Here is an 18,522-nt window from a genome sequence, read left to right on the forward strand (position 1 = left end):
TCAGCCCTTCCCGACCAGGGCCAGCCCGGTCTCGATGAGGGCGGCCAGTTCGGTCTCGTCCTCGGGGGTGAGGTCGACGAACGGGGGTCGTACCCCGCCCACCTCGACGCCGCGCAGTCGGGCCCCGGCCTTGACCAGGGACACCGCGTACCCGGGGGTGCGGTCGCGCAGGGCGACCAGCGGGTCGAAGAAGTCGGCGAGGAGCCGGCTCGCCAGGGGGTCTCCGGTCTCCACCGCCTTGTGGAAGGCGTCGGCGACCTCGGGGACGAACGCGAACGCCGCGGAGGAGTACAGCGGCACCCCCACCCCCCGGTAGGCGGGGACGGTGAGTTCGGCGGTGGGCAGGCCGTTGAAGAACGCGAAGTCCTCGCCGCGCACGGACCGCACGGCGAGCACGATCCGCTGCATCAGGCCCAGGTCGCCGACCCCGTCCTTGATGCCCACGACGGAGGGGATGGTCGCGATCTCGGCGGCCGAGGCGGGGGTGAGCACCATGGTGCCGCGTTGGTAGACGATGATCGGGATCTCCACGGCGGAGGCCACCGTGCGCACGTACTCCACCAGGCCGCGCTGGGGCGCCGTCACCAGGTAGGGGGGCAGGAGCAGGATCGCGTCGGCGCCCGCCGCCTTGGCGGTGCGGGCCTGTTCGATGGCGGTGCCGACGCTGCCGCCGGCTCCGGCCACGACCGGGACGGCCCCGTTGACGACCGTGACGGTGCGTTCGACGACGGCGGCGTGTTCGGCCGCGGACAGGGCGTGGATCTCCCCGGTGCCGCAGGCGGTGAACACGCCGCCCGCGCCGTGGGCGACCCCGGAGGCGACGTGTTCGGCGAGCACGTCCAGGTCGACGGTGCCGCCGTCGGGGCCGAAGGGGGTCAGGGGGAAGAAAAGGATTCCGTCGAAGTGCATGACTCTCCTCGTCGGGGAAGGGGGACCGGGTTCACAGGACGTGTTCGACGTGGCGTCGGGCCATGGTGGCGATGACGTCGTCGACGTCGGCCGCCCAGATGTCGGCGTTGAAGATCTCGACCTCGATGTCGCCGGTGTGGCCGGCGGCCGTCACCGTTTCCAGCAGGGAGCGTACGTCGATGTGGCCGTCCCCGACCATGCCCCGGCCCAGGAGGGCGTCGGAGGGCAGGGGCAGGACCCAGTCGCAGACCTGGAACAGGGCGATGCGTCCGTCGTGTCCCGCGCGGGCGATCTGCGCTTGCACCTGGGGGTCCCACCACACGTGGTAGGTGTCCACGGTGACGCCGACCGTCTCGGCGGGGAAGTCCTGGGCCAGGTCCAGGGCCTGGCCCAGGGTGGACAGGACCGCGCGGTCGGCGCAGAACATGGGGTGCAGGGGTTCCAGGGCGAGCCGGACGCCGCGTTCGGCGGCGTAGGGGACGAGTTCGCCGATGGCGTCGGCGGCCCGGGAGCGCGCCCCGGGCAGGTCCCGGTCGTCTTCGGGCAAGCCGCCCAGGACCATGACCAGGGCGGGGGCGCCCAGGGCGGCGGCCTCGTCCAGGGCGCGTCGGTTGTCGTCCAGGGCCTTGGCCCGGTCGTGGCCGGTGAGGAAGCCGCCCCGGCAGTAGGAGGAGACGCGCAGGCCCGAGCGGTGTATGAGGTCGACGGCGCGGTCCAGGCCCAGGTCGGCGACGTGTTCGCGCCACAGGCCGATGGCGGGCAGTCCGGCGCGCAGGCAGCCGTCGACGGCCTGGATCAGGGTGCTGGGGCGCACGGTGGCCTGGTTGAGGGCCAGGCGTTCCAGGCGGGGGTCGCCCGGTTCGGGGGTGGCGACGGTGGCGGGGCGTCCGGTGGGGACGTCCACGGCGGTGGGGACGGGTGTCAGGGCGGTCATCGTGGCACCCCCGCCACGTCCAGGAGGGCGCCCATGCGGGCGGCGGCCAGGTCGGGGTCGGTGAGGACCCCGGCGGTGTCGGCCAGGCGCAGGGTCTGCGCGAGGTGGGGCAGGTCGCGGGCGGACTGCATCCCGCCGACCATGTGGAACCCCCGTTGGTGGCCGTTGAGCCAGGCCAGGAACGCGATGCCGGTCTTGTAGTGGGGGGTGGGGGCCGAGAACAGGTGCCGGGCCAGTGGCACGGTGGGGTCCATCAGGGCCCGGTAGCGGTCGACGTCCCCGGCGTCGAGGGCGGCCAGGGCCCGTGCGGCGGCGGGGGCGATGGCGGCGAGCACCCCGAGCAGGGCGTGGGAGTGGCCGTGGTCGTCGCCCAGGATGAGGTCGGGGTAGTGGAAGTCGTCGCCGGTGTACATGCGCACCCCGGGGGGCAGCAGGCGGCGCAGGCGCACCTCCAGTCCGGCGTCCAGGAGGGACACCTTGATGCCCTCGACGCGGTCGGCGTGGTCGGCGATGAGCGCGGCCACGGGTTCGATGGCGTCGGCCGGGTCGGCGAATCCCCAGTAGCCGGCCAGGGCGGGGTCGAAGACGGCGCCCAGCCAGTGCAGGATCACCGGTCCCTGGGCGCGTTCCAGGAGGGTGGAGTAGACGCGCACGTGGTCGTCGTGGCCGGTGGCGATGGCGGCCAGGGCGCGTGAGGCCATGAGGACGGGGGTGGCCCCGGCCTTGTGGACGAGGTCGAGCTGGTCGGCGTAGGAGGAGATGACGCCGTTCAGGTCGGCGTCGGAGGGCGCCAGGTCGTCGGTGCCGACACCGCAGGCCAGGGCGGCGCCCCGGGTGGCGGCCTCGGCGCCCGAGCGGCGGATCAGTTCGGCGACGGTTGCGGGGTCCAGGCCCATGCCGCGTTGGGCGGTGTCCATCGCGTCGGCCACGCCCAGCCCCTGGTCCCACAGGTGGTGGCGGAAGGCCATGGTGGCGTCCCAGTCCAGGTGGGCGGGGGCGCCCGGGGCGTTGGGGAGGGAGGGGTCGGCGACCACGTGGGCGGCGGCGTAGGCGACGCGGGAGCGGGCCGGGGGCAGGGGGGAGGTGTCGGCGGCGGCACCGCTCAGCGTGTAGGGGGCGAGGGTGCCGTCGCCGGTGGGCAGGCTCAGCGTGCTCATCGGATGGAGACCTCGCTCAGCTCGACGGTGCGGCCGGTGCGGGCCGATTCCAGTCCGGCCTCGGCCATCTGGAGTCCGCGCGCGCCCGACAGCAGGTCGTGGGGGAAGGGGGTGTCGGTGACGACGTGGCGCAGGAAGTCCTCCCACTGGGCGCGGAACCCGTTGGGGAAGTCGGTGTTGTCGGGGACGGTCTCCCACCCGTCGCGGTAGCGGCCCGGGTCGACGGCGTCGGGGTCCCACACGGCCTTGGGGGTGAGGGAGCGGTGCTGGACCCGGCAGGAGCGCAGGCCCGCGACGGCGCTGCCGTGGGTGCCGTCGACCTGGAACTCCACGAGTTCGTCGCGGTCCACGCGCACGCTCCAGGAGGAGTTGATCTGGGCGATGGCGCCGTTGTCGAGTTCGAAGATGCCGTAGGCGGCGTCGTCGGCGGTGGCCTCGTAGGGGAGGCCGTTCTCGTCCCAGCGGCGGGGGATGTGGGTGGCGGTGCGGGCGGTGACGGTGCGCACCGTGCCGAAGAGGTGTTCCAGGACGTAGTGCCAGTGGGGGAACATGTCCAGGACGATGCCGCCGCCCTCTTCGGAGCGGTAGTTCCAGCTGGGGCGTTGGGCGGGCTGCCAGTCGCCCTCGAAGACCCAGTAGCCGAACTCTCCGCGCACGGACAGGATCTCGCCGAAGAAGCCGGACTCGACCAGGCGGCGGAGTTTGAGCAGGCCGGGCAGGAAGAGCTTGTCCTGGACGACGCCGTTGCGCACGCCCGCCTGTTCGGCGAGCTTGGCCAGTTCGAGGGCGGCGTCCAGGGTGGACGCGGTGGGCTTCTCGACGTAGATGTGCTTGCCCGCGGCGATGGCCGAGCGGACGGCGGCCTCGCGGGCGTGGGTGATCTGGGCGTCGAAGTAGATCGACACGTCGGGGTCGGACAGGACCGAGTCCAGGTCGGTCGACCAGCGGTCCAGGCCGTGGCGGTCGGCGATCTCGCGCAGTCTGCGCTCGGAGCGGCCGATCAGGATGGGTTCGGGGAGGATCCGTGATCCGTCGGGCAACGGGATGCCGCCGTCGTCCCGGATGGCCAGGATGGACCTGGTCAGGTGCTGACGGTATCCCATGCGCCCGGTGACGCCGTTCATGGCGATACCCAGTACGCGATCGCTCATCGTTTGTGACCACCTCTCGTGTGAAAGCGCTTTCCACCTTACGGCAAACCCGGGCGTCGCACCAGGGGCGAACAGGGGGTACGGGGGTGGGGAGGGGTGGGCGCGACGGGGCCGCCGGTCGATGTGCCGGTGTCGGAAGGCCCTCGCGTCGCATCGGCGACGGAAAAGGGACGGTTTTCTCCGGAGCCCGACCCCGGAATGCGCCCGCTCTTTTTCCGGCTTTTCCTTCGGATGCCCTGACCTGGGCAGACGCTGGAAAGGCATGGTTCTCGACGGTGGCGTTCCGACAATGCTCCGATGCGGAGCGTCGGCGTCGTGGTATCGCGCACGCGGCGCCCGAGATATGGAAAGCGCTTTCATTTCGAGTGGCGACGGCGCGCCCCCATCCGTTCCGCGGGGGACCCGCTCGGGCGCCCGCACCGCCGGTCGCCGTGGGGCGGATCCGGCGGCGGGGCGCGCGGCGGGCGGCGCGCAGTACCTCAGAGGAGGAACGGGATCACGGCGGTCGCGAGGAGGATCCCGACGAGGAGGGCGGTGGCGGCGAGGCCCCTGCGGTCGGCGGGCAGCCGGCCGAAGAGCCGGGACAGGCGCCCGAGGAGGGCCAGCGGCGGTGCGGCGAGCCAGACGTCGCGCTCGACGCGGGAGCCGGCGGCGCGCACGATGCCGGGCAGGTGCCCGACGGCCCGCAGCAGCGAGCCCGCCATGCCCCTGCTGTGGCCGCGTGCGGGAGCCCGCCCCCGCACGGCCGCCGTGAGGGCGCCGCGCAGGCCGCGTTCGTCGTTGGCCCAGTGGGCGCGGTAGAGGATCGTGCCCTGCGGGTCGATGAGGTAGGCGGAGTTCGGTTTGGGGCTGAAGGCGCGGTGCGTGGCGCCGTCGATGTCGTCGACCGCGACCTCGAAGGGGAGGGCGTGGTGGCGGCGCAGCTCCAGGGCGTGCTCCCATTTGCGCTCGAAGGTCCGGGGCTGGGGGAGGAGTTGTCCGGGGTGCGCCTCCCGGGTGTTGACCAGGACGAAGCGGACCGCCTCGCCGAACTCGGCGTGCAGGTCGCGCAGGACGGGGCCGGCGCTCTCGGTGACGGGGCAGGTGCGCGATCCGAAGACCAGCAGGACGGGGAGCGGTCCCGGGTCGGTGCTGGTGAAGCGCGCGCCGTCGAGGGTGGGCAGGTCGAAGGCGGGGACGCGGTCGCCGGCGCCGGGGTCGTCGGGGCCGAAGGACATGTCCTTCACCAGCAGTCCGGTCCGGAACCGTTCGAAGCGGTAGGCGTCTCCCGTTCGGGTGGCGGCCGGGGTCGGGTCGGGGGTGGGCGGTCGGTTCATGGTGGCTCCTCGGTCGGGGTGATCCTTGATTGACTGGTCAGTCAAGTGGTGCGGCAGGCGGAACCGGCCCGTGTCCGGGTCGGCGGGGGCGCGGGTTCAGTGGGAGGGGGCGAGCAGGGCGCGGACGCCGTCCCGGGCGTGCTCCACGAGTTCGGGGCGGTCGTAGGCCTTGGCGAGCAGTGCCGTGCCCTGGAGGTAGGCCAGGATCCGCAGGGCGCTCTCGTGGGGGTCCACCGTGGGGTCGACCTCGCCGCGCGCCCGGGCCTCGCGGAGGGCGTCGGAGAAGTAGGCGGCCCAGGCGTCCAGGATCCGCGTCGCGTGGGCGCGGGGTTCGTCGCCCTTCGCGGAGAGTTCGGCGGACAGGCCGCCGATCGGGCACTCGGGCGTGCTGCCCATCCGCTCCCGCATCAGGGCGATCATGCCGCCGAAGCCGCGGACGAACCGGTCGATCCGCTCCAGGGGAGGGGCCTCGGCGCCGAAGGCCTCGTCGAGCAGGGCCGCCATCATCGCCCAGTTGGCGTCGAGCACGGCCAGGCCGAGCCGTTCCTTGGAGGGGAAGAAGTGGTAGAGGCTGCCCCGGTGGACGCCGGCCTCCTTGCAGATGTCCTCCACGCTCACCTGGGCGAACGAGGAACCGTGGATGAGGTCGCGCGCCACGCGCACCAGCCGTTCCCGTGTGTCCCCGGCCATGCCGCCTCCTCGCATTGACTGTTCGGTCAAGAATCTAGGCGCTCTTGACCGAACAGTCAACAGAGGGGTCGTTCCGGAACCCCGAAACGGGCATCGCCCTTCATCGCGGGAGGCCTCCCGCCGGAGTCCGGTCTCGTCGGCGCCCGGCTTTTCGCGCGTGATCGACCGGGGCCCGGCGGCTCAGGCCCGGGTCGTCACGTCCAGGGTGATGCCGGGGAGGGCGGGCAGGTCGGTCAGGGTGGTGATCCGGTGCAGGTGGTGCACGCCCGGGGGCAGGTCGGCGGCCAGGCCCACGGCGTGGGCGGTGAGCAGGGCGGTGGCCCGCGACTGCCCCCGGCCCCGGGCCCGGCGCAGGCGGGGACCGCTGCGGGCGGCCACCGTCCAGGCGTCCGAGCCCGGCAGGTGCGGGACCTTCGACAGCCGGCCCGCGCCCGGCAGCCGGGCCAGCAGTCCCAGGCCCCGGGTGAGGGCGGGGGAGTCCAGCCCCAGGTGCGTGCGGACCGGTCGGCCCAGGTCCCGGGTGAGCGCGTGCTGGTCGGAGAAGTCGGCGCGCAGCAGTCGGCGCCGCCCCTGTCCGGGCAGGTCGAACACGGCGCCCCGGGACAGGTTGCGCACCGGTTCCCCGGTGGCCGGGTCGGCGAAGGAGCGCCCGATCAGACCGATCGTCCACGCGGTGGCCGCGGCCCCGTGCGCCTCGCCCGCGCCCAGGATGACGGCCACGTCGATCGGGTCGTCCCCCGGGTGGGCCGCGTGCAGGTCGGCGGCGAGCAGGTTGGTCAACCCCGGGGCCAGGCCCACGCTCAGGAGCACCGGGGCGCGCGGGGTCAGGCGTTCCACGCGGGCGATGTAACCGGTGGTGGCGGTGGCGTCGACGAAGGCGGCGCCCCGGTCGGCGGCGATCTCCACGAGGGCGGGATCCTCGGCGCCGGAGGCGTTGACCACGACGTCGATCCCCTCCAGCGCGGCGCGGTAGTCGTCGGGGCGGGTCAGGTCGACGGGCCGGTCGGCGCGGTGGGGGTCGCGCCCGGCGGTCAGGCAGAGGTGGCCGGCCTCGCGCAGCGCGGCCGTGGTGGGTGCGCCGACGGCTCCGTAGCCGCCCAGGATCAGCACCCGAAGAGTTCTTGTAGTCATACTCCAATAAGATATGTGTAGTGGAACTACAGTCAAGTCCTAGGATCGTGGGCATGGACACGCACACCGTCGACGGGCGCACCGCCCGCTCCCGGGCCACGCGGGCCCGGATCGCCCTGGCCGCCGCCCGACTGTTCACCGCACGGGGGTACGCCGCCACCAGCGTCCAGGCCGTCGCCGACGAGGCCGGCGTGGGGGTGCAGACGGTGTACTACACGTTCAGGACCAAGGCGGCGGTGCTCAAGGAGGCCGTCGACATGGTCGTGGCCGGGGACGACGAACCCGTGCCCACCCTGGAGCGGCCCTGGGTGCGCGAGGCGTTGGCGGCCCCCGACGCGGCCGGGCAGGTGCGCCTCCAGGTCGCCGGGACGGCCGCGATCATGGTCCGTGGGGCCGGGCTGCTGGAGGCGGTGCGCGGCGCGGCCGGCGACGAGCCCGATCTGGCCGCGTTGTGGGAGGTCAACGTGGCGCAGCGGCGCACCGTGCAGCGGGTGTTCGCCGACGCCCTGGCCGACCGGGGCGCGCTGCGTCCGGGGACGGGCCCCGAGGAGGCCGCCGACACCATGCTCGGCCTGCTCTCCCCGGAGTTGTTCACCCTGTACACCGCGCACGTGGGCCGACCGGTGCGGTGGTGGCGCGACTGGGCGACCGACGCGGTCCTGTGCCAGGTGGTCGGGGCGTCCTCCTAGGCGAGGAAGGCGCGGACCAGCGCCTCGACCCGGTCGGGGCACTGGCGGTTGACCCAGTGCCCGGCGCCCTCGATCGTCTCCAGGCGGGCGCCGGGTACGCGGGCGGCCGCCGCGGCGGTGCGTCGGGGGTCCACCCCCACGTCCCGGTCGCCCTGGACGAACAGCGCCGGGCAGGTGATCGCGCTCAGGCGGGGGAGCAGGTCGACGTTCATGCGGGTGAACCCGATGGAGGCGTTCTGCCAGTCGGAGGAGCCGGAGCCGTTGGCGCGGGACTCCTGGACGATCTCGTCCACGATGGCGTCGAGGTCGGGGACCGGCTCGGGGATCAGCGTGGTGCGCACGAACCGTTCCACGCCGGTGCGCGAGCGCAGCATCAGGCCCGGCAGGGTGGTGTTGAGGAACCGGCTGCGGGCGGTGAGCCACAGCAGCTGGTGCACGAGGGGTGGGAAGGAGAGCGTTCCGGCCGGGGCTATGGCCACCAGCCGATCCACCCGGGCGGGGTGTTCGATGGCGTAGGCCAGGGTGAGCGCGCCGCCCTGGGAGAGACCGACGAGGGCGACGCGCTCCAGCGCGAAGTGGTCCAGGACGGTGTCCACGACGCTCAGCAGCGCCGCGTGGTCGGCGGTCCCGCGCCAGGGGCGACTGCGGCCCTGTTTGGGCCAGTCGGGGGCGAACACGCGGTGGTCCCGGGCGAGGGCGGGGATCAGGTGCCGCCAGCTGAGCAGGGCGTTGTCCCGGCCGCCGCCGCTGAGCAGGACCACGGGGGTGCCGTGGTCGCCGGCGGTGACGACGCTGAGGGGACCTTCGGGGCGGGTGATGACGGTGCGCTCGTGGGGGTCGGCGGTCACGGGGAGGTGTCCTTTCCCCGGGTGTCCTGCCAGCGTCGGAAGAGGGCGGGCAGTTCCGATTCCAGGAACCGGTACAGCTCGTTGACGTTGGCCAGGCGTTCGCGTCGTTCGGGTGAGGCGTCGTCCAGGGCGCGCAGTCCGCGTTCGGTGATCTCGCGGAACGCGGCGGTGCGGGCGTAGCGGCGTTCCAGCATGCGGCTCCACCCGTCCGCGGAGACGCGGTGGTAGGCGTTGCGGTCGCCGGGGCGGCGCACGGTCTCGACCAGGCCGCCGGGGACGAGCAGGCGGGTGGCGGTGCTGACGGAGCTGCGGCTGACCCGCAGGGCCTCGGCGATCCGGGCGGGGCTCTGTTCGGGCGGGTCGCAGATCAGCAGCCAGCCGATCACCCGTCCGGAGATCAGGGGGAGTCCGTCGCGCTCGAAGAAGGCCGCGACCTCGTCCACGAAGGCCGATTCGTCGTCGGTGGGTCCGCTCATGCCTTCACGCTACCGTCATTGCAGTCACTACTGCAATGAGAAGAGCGGGGCGTCCCCCTCGGAGGGGATCGCCGATCAGGCCGGTGCGAAGGAGTCCAGGGCGGCGGTGCGCATCCCCTCGAACTCCGACCAGGCACCGGCCGGGGAGGCCCAGGCCACCGTGTAGTGCACGCCAGGGGAGACCGCGATGTTGCGGGCCAGCACGCGGCGGTCCTGTCCGGCGTCGGTCCAGGTGAACTCCCAGTCGGCGACCGAGTGGAAGTCGGTCCCGGAGGTGACGTCCTCGATCCGCACCTGCTCGTACCCCGGCAGCCTCCCGGAGTCGAACACCCCCTGTTCCTGGTCCAGGACGTGCCGGTACTCGTCGTCGGTGGGGTGGTCGGCGTGGTCGATCTGGAGGTAGGTGTCCCCGTTCGCGGACTCGTAGTAGATGCTGCTGCCCTCGGTGCGCCTGTTCCACCCCTCGGGGGCCAGAACGGAGAACCCCTCGGGGTCCTCGGTCCACACCATGCCCTCCGCGCTCGGCTCACCCGTGTCGTCCTCGGTCTCCCCCGCGTCGGTGGGCGGGGATTCCGCCGGGGCGTCGGTGTCGGGGTCGGCGCCCTCGGCTCCCCCGTCCTGTCGGGGCTCCGCGTCCGGCGTTGCGGAGTCCTCGCCCGACAGGACCGTCCCTGCGGGGTCGCCCCACGGATCCAGGACGACCACGAGGGTCGCGGTGGCCACCAGGAAGGCCAGACCCAGGGCCAGGACCACGAACGGCCAGGACAGTCGCCCGCCGCGCGCCGAGGCCCCGGACGCACCGGGCGGCGTCGGCTCCGGGCGGGTGTGGGCGACCCGACGCGGGACGGGGTCCACGCTCCGGGGGAACCGGCGGGTGACCTCCGATCCCGGCGGGTCCGCGGGCGGTGGGATCAGCGGCCCGGAGTCGGCGTGCGGCGGCGTGATCGGGCCCGAACCGGGGGGAGTGCGCGGTGGCGGCGGCCCGAACGGTGCCGCCTGCGGGCCCGAGGGGTGGGGGGTGGTCGGCGGACCGCCCGCCGGGCCTGACGGGGGCCGTGGAACCGACACGGGCGGCGTACCCCGCCGGCCCGCGGGGTACCCCGCGGCCGGGGCATGGCCGATCGGGGCGGGACCCCGCTCCAGGACGGCCTCCAGGAGGGTCCGGCAACCCCGTGAGTCCAGGCGCAGCCCGGGGTCCTTGGTCAACAGCCCGCGCACCGCCCGGTCGAGCGGGACCGATCGCAGTCGCAGCGCCGGCTCCTGGGTGAGGACGGCGTTGAGGGTGGCGGGGACCCCCTCCCGTTGGAACGGCGAGGTCCCGGTGGCCGCGTGGTACAGGGTCGCCCCGAGCGACCACAGGTCGCCGGCCGGGGTGGCGGGGCTCATCGAGAGCCGTTCGGGGGCCAGGTAGGCGGGGGAGCCCATGATCCCGGAGGTCTGGGTGAGGGTGGAGGTGTCGGCGATGGTGGCGATGCCGAAATCGGTGAGGACGACGCGGCCGGCGTCGGTGAACATGACGTTCTCGGGTTTGACGTCGCGGTGGGTGATGCCCTGCCGGTGCGCGGTGTCCAGCGCGCTGAGCAGGTCGATCCCCCATTCGGCCACGGTCTCGGGGGGCCGGGCGCCCTCGCGCCGGATCAGCTCGTGCAGGGAGCACCCGGTGAGGAACTCCATGACGATCCAGGGGCGGCCGTCCTCCTCGAAGACGTCGTGGACGGTGACGATGTTGGGGTGCGAGCCCATGGCGGCGGCCTGGGCCTCGCGGCGGGCGCGGGCGGCGGCGCGGGCGCGTTCGTCCTCGTCGAGCCCGGGGCCGAAGAGGATCTCCTTGACGGCGACGGTGCGGTTGAGGTCGTCGTCGTGGGCCTTCCAGACCCGCCCCATCCCTCCGCGACCGAGTTCCTGCGTGAGGCGGTAACGGTCGCGCAGCAGGCGTGCGGGTTCGGGTTCGGACCCCATGGGTCTCCCTCGTGTGCGGGCCGTCGTGGCCTGCCCGCGCGGACGTTGCGAACAGGGCGACAGGTGTCATGAAACGTGCCCCCGGGGCCGGTCCGGTAGTTGCCATCGGTCCGTCCGCTTCCGGCCACCTCGGTCTCGGGGGAGGGGGTTCGGGCGTCGGGGCTGCGGCGGGCACCGGCCCGATCCCGGGCACCGAACCCGATCGAGCGAAGATCACCACCTCCGACATGCGTGGTTCGGCCCGCGCATGGTAAAAAGTTAGGTGTGCCGAACTTTAGAGATTGGGTCTCTTCGCCGCGGTGGTACGCCGCCCCGGTCGCCCTCGCCCTGACCCTCACCGCCTGCACCCCCTCCGCCGGCGGAGAGGACGACGACGGCCGCCCCCTGGTCCTGACCACGTTCACCGTCCTGGCCGACATGGTCGACAACGTCGCCGGCGACAGGGTGCGGGTCGCCTCCCTCACCCGCCCCGGCTCCGAGATCCACGGCTACGAGCCCGTCCCCGACGATCTGGTGCGAGGCCAGGGGGCCGACCTCATCCTGGAGAACGGGCTGGGCCTGGAGGCCTGGTTCGCGCAGTTCACCGAACGCGTGGACGCCCCCACCGCGGTGCTCTCCGAGGGCGTGGAGACCCTGCCCATCTCCTCCGGCGACTCCGAGGGCGAACCCAACCCCCACGCCTGGATGTCCCCCGACAACGCCCTCGTCTACGTGGACAACATCCGCGACGCCCTCATCGACCTCGACCCCGGGGGCGAGGCGGAGTACAGCGCCGCCGCCGAGACCTACAAGGCCGAGATCACCGAGGTCGGCACCTACCTGGAGACCGAGCTCGCCGAGGTCCCCGAGGCCTCCCGCGCCCTGGTCACCTGCGAGGGCGCCTTCTCCTACCTGGCCCGCGACGCCGGGCTCACCGAGATGTACCTGTGGCCGGTCAACGCCGAGAGCGAGGCCACCCCGCAGCGCATCGCCGAGGTCACCCGGTTCGTCGAGGACAACGGGGTGCCCGCCGTGTTCTGCGAGAGCACCGTCAACGACGGCGCCCAGCGCTCCGTCGCCCGCGAGACCGGCGCCGCGTTCGTCGGTCCGCTCTACGTCGACTCCCTGTCGGAGGAGGACGGCCCCGTGCCCACCTACCTGGACCTGTTGCGCCACGACGCCGAGACCATCGTGTCCGGCCTCACCGGGGCCCGGCCGTGACCTCCGCCATCGAGGTCGTCGACGCCACCGTCCACTACGGTGACGTGCTCGCCCTGGACGGGGTGTCCCTCACCGTGGAGCCCGGCCGGATCTGCGGCCTGCTCGGCACCAACGGGTCGGGCAAGTCCACCCTGTTCAAGACCGTCCTGGGGCTGACCCGGCCGGACCGGGGCCGTGTGCGGCTGCTCGGCATGGACGGGGCGAGCGCCCGCCGCAAGGGGCTGGTGGGCTACGTGCCCCAGACCGAGCAGGTCGACTGGGACTTCCCGCTGAGCGTGCACGACGTGGTGATGATGGGCCGCTACGGGCACATGGGGATCCGCCGCCGCCCCCGGCCCGCCGACCGTGACGCCGTCGCACAGGCCCTGGCCCGCACCGACCTGACCGACCTGGCCCGGCGCCGCATCGGCGCGCTCTCCGGCGGCCAGCGCAAACGCGCCTTCGTCGCCCGCGCCCTGGCCCAGGGCGCCGACGTGCTGCTGCTCGACGAACCCTTCGCCGGCGTCGACAAGCGTTCGGAGGCGACCATCACCGACCTGTTGCGCCGGTTGCGCGACGAGGGTCGCACCCTGCTGGTGTCCACCCACGACCTGGCCCAGGTGCCCGGGTTGTGCGACGAGGCGGTGCTGTTGCAGCGTCGCGTCATCGCGCGGGGCACCCCCGCCGAGGTGCTGCACCCGGAGATCGTCATGGAGGCCTTCGGCGTCCACGTCGGCGAGGAGAGTGGGAGCACATGGACGCGCTGACCGCCGCCGTCGACTGGTTCGCGGTGCCGTTGCAGTTCGAGTTCGTCCGGCGCGCCCTGCTGGTCGCCGTGGTGGCCGGGGCGGTGTGCGCGGTGCTCTCGTGCTGGATGACCCTGGTGGGCTGGTCCCTCATGGGGGACGCGGTCTCCCACGCGGTGCTGCCCGGGGTGGTGCTGTCGTACATGTTCGGGTTGCCGTTCGCGCTGGGCGCCCTGGTGTTCGGCGCCGGGTCCGTGGCGCTGATCGGGGTGGTCAACCGCACCTCCCGGGTCAAGGAGGACGCCGTCATCGGGGTGGTGTTCACCGCGCTGTTCGCCCTGGGGCTGGTCCTGATCTCCACGGTGCCCAGCCAGACCGACCTGGGGCACATCCTGTTCGGCAACGTGCTGGGGGTCTCCGACACCGAGATCCTCCAGGTCGTGGTGCTGGCCGCGGTGGTGCTGGTGGTGGTGTGGTTCAAGCACCGCGACCTGACCCTGTACGCGTTCGACCGGACGCACGCCCACGCCATCGGGGTGAACCCGCGCCTGCTGGAGACCCTGCTGCTGGGTCTGCTCGCGGTCACCGTGGTGGTGGCGTTGCAGGCGGTGGGGATCATCCTGGTGGTGGCCATGGTCATCGTCCCCGGCGCCACCGCCTACCTGCTCACCGACCGGTTCGAGCGGATGCTGGTCATCTCGGTGGGCATCGCCGTGGTCGCGGCGGTGGCGGGGGTGTTCGTCAGCTACCACGCGAACGTGTCCACCGGCGGTTGCGTCGTGCTGGCCCAGGCGAGCGCGTTCACCCTGGCCTACCTGTTCTCGCCGCTGCACGGGGTGCTCGGTCGCCGTCGGCGCCGCGCCCCGTCCGCCGCTCTCCCGGATCCGGGCGCTCAGAGCACCGCGCGGCCGTAGAGGCCCCGGCGCTCAGGTGCGGGCGGGGGCGTGGCGGCGGTAGTGGCGTGCGGCGCGGGCCCTGTTGCCGCACGAGGTGCCGCACCACTGCTGACGCCCGTGGGCCTGGACGAAGTAGCGCGCGCAGCGCGGGGCGGGGCAGGAGCGCAACCGGTCGCGGTCGGGGCCCTCCAGGAAGGCGATCGCCGCCCGGGCCAGCGCCGCGACCGTGTCGGGGCACCCGCCGCCGGGGGTGAACTCCACCGTGGGCAGGTCCCCCTCCTCCCAGCGCAGCCTCGGGACCACCGCCTGGCGTGCGGCCGCCGCGTTGAGCAGGGTCAGCGCCTCCCGTGTCGGCGGTAGCAGGTGGGTGTCGGCGGGGCTGGGCGAGGCCGGGGCGACCGTCCGCGCGAACAGGGACCGCACCGCCCCGCGCAGGGTCACCACCTGGGCGTGGAGTTCCTCGTCGACCCGGGGGTGTCGCGCCGGGGGCAACCGGTCGGCGACCTCGCCCAGCCAGCGCGCGGTGCCCGCCACCCCTTCCAGGTCGTCGGCGATCCCGCCGACGCCGTCGTGGCGGATCGTCCCGGCCAGTTCGAGTGCCAGGCGGCCGTCCATGGATCCCCCATCCGTTCACCGGAACCCCACTTGCCCGCATCCTTCCCCACGGGCTAGCGTTCTAACGGTTAACACTAACTTATCCGTTAGAACACCGTATCCGGTGAATCGACAAGGATCTCGATGACTCTTCTTCTCGCGCACATCAGCGACCTGCACCTGGACGGGTCGGACCGCTCCACCGAGCGCGCCGAGCGCACCGTGGCCTACCTGCGCGACCTCTCGCAGGCCCCGGACGCGCTGCTGGTCACCGGGGACATCGCCGACGCGGCGACGCGCGAGGAGTACGAGGAGGCCGCCCGGCTGCTGGACCTGCCCTTCCCGGTGATCGTCTGCCCGGGCAACCACGACGACCGGGCGGCGTTGCGCGCGCACCTGCTGGGGGAGGGGCCCTCCACCGAGCCGTTCAACCGGGTCCACCACGTGGCCGGGGCGGCCGTGCTGGCCTGCGACTCCACGATCCCGGGCCAGGACGGGGGGCGTCTGGAGGCGTCCACCCTGGTGTGGATCAACGACACCCTCAACGCCCTGCCCGCCGACACCCCGGCGCTGCTGGCCTTCCACCACCCGCCGGTGCGGATGCACCATCCGCTGCCCGACTCGATGCGCCTGGGCAACTCCGACGACCTGGCCGGGTTGTTGCAGGCCCACCCACGGGTGGCGGGCATCCTGGTGGGTCACATGCACACCGGTGGGGCCACCATGTTCGCCGGGCGGCCGTTGCTGCTGGCCCCGGGTGTGACCTGGACGCTGCGCATGCCCTGGGAGGGGGAGCCGGCCGCCGACCGCACGCAGCCCCCGGGCGTGGCCTTCCACCTTCTGGACGACGATCAACGGTTGAGCACGCACTTCCGCGCGGTGATGCGCGCCGGCGCCGAGGTGTGAGTCCGCGTCCGCCCCGGGGAACACCTCGGGGCCGCCACGAGTCGGTGGCGGCCCCGGATGAGCGGAAGGATCCCGACCGAACCGGTGGTCGCCTCGGCGACCTGATCGGGGTTCTCTCCCCGGTTCGACGGGCCCGTGCAGGTCGGGCCGGGCACCGTCGGACCCGTTGGGAGTCTAGGCGAGGCGGGGGAGTCGACCGTCCCGAACGGTCGGGGCCGCGACTCAGAGGAGCATCGCGAGCTGGCGGCACTGCGCCACCAGGGTGCCCGTGGAGTCCCAGATCTCCATGTCCTCCTCGTGCAGGCCGCCCGAGACGTGCTTGGTGAAGACCCGGCAGGCCAGCCATCCGGGGGCGGGCCTGGCCCGCACGTGGACGCCGAGTTCCACGGTGATCGTGGTGAACTCCCCGATCTCCAGGACGGCCGGGGGCGCGAAGTCGACCATGGCGGGCAGGGAGTGCGCGTCGGGTTCGCGGCCGTCGGCGAAGCGCATCCAGAACTCGGCGTGGGGACGTCCGTCCTTCTTCCCGTCCAGCCATCCGGGGCGGGTGGGGTAGCGGTACTCGACGCTGCGGGCGATGCCCGGCGCTTCGGGCCGGTTCGCGAACTCGTCCGGGACGGGGCAGTCCTCGGGTGCGGGCAGGTCGGGCGGGGAGTCCAGGGTCAGGACCCGGGCGGAGGGGTTCGGGGTGAGGTCGCCGTAGGTGGCGGTGGCGCGGACGATCTCCTTGCCGCCCTGGTCGAGGATCACCTGGCCGGTGGCGGTGCGTCGGCCTTCGCGGATCACCTCGGTGCGGGCGATGACGGGGCCCGGGGCGGCGGGGCGCAGGAAGAACGCCGAGACGGCCAGCGGGTCGGGCTGCCCCAGGTTCTGGCGCAGCGCGTTGAGCGCGGTGCCCAGGATGTACCCGCCGTTGGGGTGGGAGGTGAAGGTGGTCCAGGCGTCGGTGAGGGTGGCTGCGAATGCGCCGTCGGTCAGCTTCTCCACGCGGGTGTCGCGGTCGAAGCGGTATTCCTCGGCGATGGGGTCAAGGCTCATGCCCCCAATGTTACCGACCAGTAGGTTCGAGTGCGAGACACGTCCCGAGAAAAGGGATTGACCCTGACGTGACGTCAGGCCCTAGCGTCGAGGACATCGGGAGAACCGAGACCACCTGCGAGAACGGAGGAGAGCGGATGGGCCGCACCGTGGGCGAGGTCGCCCGCATGAGCGGGCAGACCGTGCGCACCCTGCACCACTACGACCGTATCGGCCTGCTCGTTCCGGCCGAGCGCACACCCTCCGGTCACCGCAGCTACGACGACGAGGACCTGGAGCGGCTCCGCCGCATCCTGACCTACCGGGAACTGGGATTCGGCCTGGAGGAGATCGCCACGCTCATCGACGACCCCACCGCCGACACCCGGGCCCACCTACGGCGGCAACACCGCCTGGTGACCGAGCACATCGAACGCCTGCGCGCCGTGGCGCGCGGCCTGGAACACCTCATGGAGGCCGACACCATGCAGCTGAACATCACCCCCGAGGAGCGACTCGAACTCTTCGGCGACTTCGACGTCGACACCCACGACGAGGAGGCCGAACGCCGCTGGGGCGGATCCGACGCCTACGCGCGGTCCCGGCGCGCGGTGAGCGCCTACACCAAGGAGGACTGGGAGCGGAACCGGGCCGAGGCCGCCGAGATCGGCCGGGCCCTGGCCGCCGCCATGGCCGAGGGGGCGCCCGCCCACGGCGAGCGCGCCATGGACCTGGCCGAACTCCACCGCGAGCACGTCACCCGCTGGTTCTACGACTGCACCACCGAGATCCACCGCGGTCTGGGCGCCCTGTACGTCGACGACGAGCGGTTCACCGCCACCATCGACGCTCACGCCGAAGGCCTGAGCCGCTACCTGCGCGACGCCTTCGCCGCCAACGCCGACCGTCAGGAACGGGACTGACCCCGCCACCAGGCGGGGGCCGCCCCGGCGGCGTAGTCCGCGAAATCCACGGGGGGACGCCCGGTCACCCGCGACACCGTCTCGGTGGGCAGGGCGTCCCCGCCCTCCGCCAGGGCGGTGAACGACGCCGTCATCGCCTCCACCGCCTCCACCGGTGTCCCCGCCTCGCGCCGCGCCCGGGTGAACCCCTCCACCGACCCGTCGAAGACCACCTCGTACCCGGCCGCCGCCGAGAGGGTCGCGGCGGCCTCGGCGAACCCCAGGGCCCGGGGCCCGGTGACCTCGTAGGTCCGCCCGGCGTGCCCCTCCCCGGTGAGGGCGGTCGCCGCCACGGCCGCGACGTCCCCCGCGTCGACGAACGCCTGCCGCATGTCACCCACGGGAACGGTGATCCGTCCCGCCCGCACGTCCTGCGCGAACACGCCCTCGTCGAAGTCCTGGTCGCACCGGTCGGCGCGCAGGATCGTCCACTCCGCCCCCGATCCCCCGACGGCCCGCTCGGCGTCCAGCAGCCTGCGGTCGTCCGTCTCCTCGACGCCGCGGCCGGACAGCAGGGTCAGCCTTCGCACCCCGTGGCGGACCGCGTACTCCAGGAACTCGGGGTCGACCCCGACGCCGTCGGGCGCCATGACGTGGATCGCCGAGGCGCCGTCCAGGGCGCCCTCCCAGGTGTCGGGGTCGGTCCAGTCGAACCGGACCCGGCCTCGGCGCGAGGCCGCGCGCACCGGGACGCCCCGCGCCCCGAGCCGTTCGAGGACCCTGCGGCCGACGGAGCCGGTGGAGCCCAACACGAGTACCGTTGGTTCGCCCATGTCCCACCCCTACCCACCGGGGAGCCCCGCCATGGGGCCCGACCCGGCGGCCCCGCGCCGCCCGCACATCCGGGTGGGGAGGTCGCGGACGCGGTGGTCGGGCGGGTCCGCTCGGCGCGGGCGCGGCCGAGGCCCGGGGAGGGCCCGGATACCTCCGCCCGGGCGGCCCGGCTCCGGGCGTTCGACCGT

19 protein-coding genes are annotated in these 18,522 nt (G+C 73.4%); 6 read left to right on the forward strand and 13 right to left on the reverse strand.

The features are described from left to right. From RM479_RS17800 to RM479_RS17830, 7 genes are all read right to left on the reverse strand, one after another. A complete protein-coding gene (locus tag RM479_RS17800) occupies positions 1-909 on the reverse strand; it encodes a 5-dehydro-4-deoxyglucarate dehydratase (RefSeq protein WP_311512841.1) in 909 nt (302 codons plus the stop codon). 31 nt (positions 910-940) lie between these two features. Next, complete coding sequence (locus RM479_RS17805) at positions 941-1,843, reverse strand: sugar phosphate isomerase/epimerase family protein (RefSeq protein ID WP_311512842.1); 903 nt, start codon at positions 1,841-1,843, stop codon at positions 941-943. Continuing rightward, a complete protein-coding gene (locus RM479_RS17810; RefSeq protein ID WP_311512843.1) occupies positions 1,840-3,000 on the reverse strand; it encodes a dihydrodipicolinate synthase family protein in 1,161 nt (386 codons plus the stop codon). Before RM479_RS17810 ends, RM479_RS17805 begins: the two co-directional genes overlap by 4 nt. Then, entirely contained in the window at positions 2,997-4,151 is a 1,155-nt protein-coding gene (locus tag RM479_RS17815) for a Gfo/Idh/MocA family protein (RefSeq protein ID WP_311512844.1), read from the reverse strand. The genes RM479_RS17810 and RM479_RS17815 overlap by 4 nt, the downstream gene beginning before the upstream one ends. A gap of 479 nt (positions 4,152-4,630) precedes the next feature. Then, complete coding sequence (locus RM479_RS17820) at positions 4,631-5,467, reverse strand: peroxiredoxin family protein (RefSeq protein ID WP_311512845.1); 837 nt, start codon at positions 5,465-5,467, stop codon at positions 4,631-4,633. A 96-nt stretch (positions 5,468-5,563) separates the two neighbouring features. Further along, positions 5,564-6,157, reverse strand: coding sequence for a TetR/AcrR family transcriptional regulator (locus tag RM479_RS17825; RefSeq protein WP_311512846.1), 594 nt, complete (start codon positions 6,155-6,157; stop codon positions 5,564-5,566). Between the two features lie 180 nt (positions 6,158-6,337). Beyond that, positions 6,338-7,288 carry a saccharopine dehydrogenase gene (locus RM479_RS17830; RefSeq protein WP_311512847.1) on the reverse strand — a complete coding sequence of 317 codons (951 nt, stop codon included), beginning with the start codon at positions 7,286-7,288 and terminating at the stop codon, positions 6,338-6,340. Between the two features lie 53 nt (positions 7,289-7,341). On the opposite strand from RM479_RS17830, the gene RM479_RS17835 reads away from it, so the two are divergent. Beyond that, the gene (locus tag RM479_RS17835; protein ID WP_311512848.1) at positions 7,342-7,977 is read left to right on the forward strand and encodes a TetR/AcrR family transcriptional regulator; all 636 of its coding nucleotides are present in this window, start codon (positions 7,342-7,344) and stop codon (positions 7,975-7,977) included. Here RM479_RS17835 and RM479_RS17840 read toward each other — a convergent pair. From RM479_RS17840 to RM479_RS17850, 3 genes are all read right to left on the reverse strand, one after another. Beyond that, positions 7,974-8,825, reverse strand: coding sequence for an alpha/beta fold hydrolase (locus RM479_RS17840; RefSeq protein WP_311512849.1), 852 nt, complete (start codon positions 8,823-8,825; stop codon positions 7,974-7,976). The genes RM479_RS17835 and RM479_RS17840 overlap by 4 nt on opposite strands. Next, a complete protein-coding gene (locus tag RM479_RS17845) occupies positions 8,822-9,301 on the reverse strand; it encodes a GbsR/MarR family transcriptional regulator (protein ID WP_311512850.1) in 480 nt (159 codons plus the stop codon). Before RM479_RS17845 ends, RM479_RS17840 begins: the two co-directional genes overlap by 4 nt. A 75-nt stretch (positions 9,302-9,376) precedes the next feature. Then, on the reverse strand, positions 9,377-11,260 hold the full coding sequence (locus RM479_RS17850) for a serine/threonine-protein kinase (protein WP_311512851.1): 1,884 nt from the start codon (positions 11,258-11,260) through the stop codon (positions 9,377-9,379). Between the two features lie 264 nt (positions 11,261-11,524). Here RM479_RS17850 and RM479_RS17855 point away from each other — a divergent pair, with 264 nt between their 5' ends. From RM479_RS17855 to RM479_RS17865, 3 genes are read left to right on the forward strand one after another with little or no spacing between them, the layout of a single operon-like run. Next, positions 11,525-12,460 carry a metal ABC transporter substrate-binding protein gene (locus RM479_RS17855; protein ID WP_311512852.1) on the forward strand — a complete coding sequence of 312 codons (936 nt, stop codon included), beginning with the start codon at positions 11,525-11,527 and terminating at the stop codon, positions 12,458-12,460. Further along, complete coding sequence (locus RM479_RS17860; RefSeq protein WP_311512853.1) at positions 12,457-13,206, forward strand: metal ABC transporter ATP-binding protein; 750 nt, start codon at positions 12,457-12,459, stop codon at positions 13,204-13,206. Before RM479_RS17855 ends, RM479_RS17860 begins: the two co-directional genes overlap by 4 nt. Beyond that, positions 13,194-14,099 carry a metal ABC transporter permease gene (locus tag RM479_RS17865; protein WP_311512854.1) on the forward strand — a complete coding sequence of 302 codons (906 nt, stop codon included), beginning with the start codon at positions 13,194-13,196 and terminating at the stop codon, positions 14,097-14,099. The genes RM479_RS17860 and RM479_RS17865 overlap by 13 nt, the downstream gene beginning before the upstream one ends. A 12-nt stretch (positions 14,100-14,111) precedes the next feature. Here RM479_RS17865 and RM479_RS17870 read toward each other — a convergent pair whose 3' ends face one another. After that, positions 14,112-14,696, reverse strand: a complete 585-nt coding sequence (locus RM479_RS17870; protein ID WP_311512855.1) for a CGNR zinc finger domain-containing protein — start codon at positions 14,694-14,696, stop codon at positions 14,112-14,114. A gap of 123 nt (positions 14,697-14,819) precedes the next feature. On the opposite strand from RM479_RS17870, the gene RM479_RS17875 reads away from it, so the two are divergent. Next, positions 14,820-15,581: a metallophosphoesterase gene (locus tag RM479_RS17875; protein ID WP_274809821.1), complete on the forward strand. Its 762-nt coding sequence runs from the start codon at positions 14,820-14,822 to the stop codon at positions 15,579-15,581. A 222-nt stretch (positions 15,582-15,803) separates the two neighbouring features. Here RM479_RS17875 and RM479_RS17880 read toward each other — a convergent pair whose 3' ends face one another. Further along, entirely contained in the window at positions 15,804-16,619 is an 816-nt protein-coding gene (locus RM479_RS17880) for a thioesterase family protein (protein WP_311512856.1), read from the reverse strand. A 137-nt stretch (positions 16,620-16,756) separates the two neighbouring features. On the opposite strand from RM479_RS17880, the gene RM479_RS17885 reads away from it, so the two are divergent. Beyond that, positions 16,757-17,521 (forward strand): MerR family transcriptional regulator, encoded by a 765-nt coding sequence (locus RM479_RS17885; protein WP_311512857.1) that lies wholly within the window; start codon positions 16,757-16,759, stop codon positions 17,519-17,521. Here RM479_RS17885 and RM479_RS17890 read toward each other — a convergent pair. Further along, on the reverse strand, positions 17,506-18,333 hold the full coding sequence (locus RM479_RS17890; protein WP_311512858.1) for an SDR family oxidoreductase: 828 nt from the start codon (positions 18,331-18,333) through the stop codon (positions 17,506-17,508). The two genes, RM479_RS17885 and RM479_RS17890, sit on opposite strands and share 16 nt — an antisense overlap. Between the last annotated feature and the right edge of the window lie 189 nt (positions 18,334-18,522).

Source organism: Nocardiopsis lambiniae (assembly GCF_031845465.1).
In the GTDB taxonomy this organism is placed as follows: domain Bacteria; phylum Actinomycetota; class Actinomycetes; order Streptosporangiales; family Streptosporangiaceae; genus Nocardiopsis; species Nocardiopsis lambiniae.

Coding starts and splice junctions, on each gene's coding strand:
- RM479_RS17800 (WP_311512841.1), bottom strand. CDS start 909: ATGCACTTCGACGGAATCCTTTTCTTCCCCCTGACCCCCTTCGGCCCC.
- RM479_RS17805 (WP_311512842.1), bottom strand. CDS start 1,843: ATGACCGCCCTGACACCCGTCCCCACCGCCGTGGACGTCCCCACCGGA.
- RM479_RS17810 (WP_311512843.1), bottom strand. CDS start 3,000: ATGAGCACGCTGAGCCTGCCCACCGGCGACGGCACCCTCGCCCCCTAC.
- RM479_RS17815 (WP_311512844.1), bottom strand. CDS start 4,151: ATGAGCGATCGCGTACTGGGTATCGCCATGAACGGCGTCACCGGGCGC.
- RM479_RS17820 (WP_311512845.1), bottom strand. CDS start 5,467: ATGAACCGACCGCCCACCCCCGACCCGACCCCGGCCGCCACCCGAACG.
- RM479_RS17825 (WP_311512846.1), bottom strand. CDS start 6,157: ATGGCCGGGGACACACGGGAACGGCTGGTGCGCGTGGCGCGCGACCTC.
- RM479_RS17830 (WP_311512847.1), bottom strand. CDS start 7,288: ATGACTACAAGAACTCTTCGGGTGCTGATCCTGGGCGGCTACGGAGCC.
- RM479_RS17835 (WP_311512848.1), top strand. CDS start 7,342: ATGGACACGCACACCGTCGACGGGCGCACCGCCCGCTCCCGGGCCACG.
- RM479_RS17845 (WP_311512850.1), bottom strand. CDS start 9,301: ATGAGCGGACCCACCGACGACGAATCGGCCTTCGTGGACGAGGTCGCG.
- RM479_RS17850 (WP_311512851.1), bottom strand. CDS start 11,260: ATGGGGTCCGAACCCGAACCCGCACGCCTGCTGCGCGACCGTTACCGC.
- RM479_RS17865 (WP_311512854.1), top strand. CDS start 13,194: ATGGACGCGCTGACCGCCGCCGTCGACTGGTTCGCGGTGCCGTTGCAG.
- RM479_RS17870 (WP_311512855.1), bottom strand. CDS start 14,696: ATGGACGGCCGCCTGGCACTCGAACTGGCCGGGACGATCCGCCACGAC.
- RM479_RS17875 (WP_274809821.1), top strand. CDS start 14,820: ATGACTCTTCTTCTCGCGCACATCAGCGACCTGCACCTGGACGGGTCG.
- RM479_RS17880 (WP_311512856.1), bottom strand. CDS start 16,619: ATGAGCCTTGACCCCATCGCCGAGGAATACCGCTTCGACCGCGACACC.
- RM479_RS17885 (WP_311512857.1), top strand. CDS start 16,757: ATGGGCCGCACCGTGGGCGAGGTCGCCCGCATGAGCGGGCAGACCGTG.
- RM479_RS17890 (WP_311512858.1), bottom strand. CDS start 18,333: ATGGGCGAACCAACGGTACTCGTGTTGGGCTCCACCGGCTCCGTCGGC.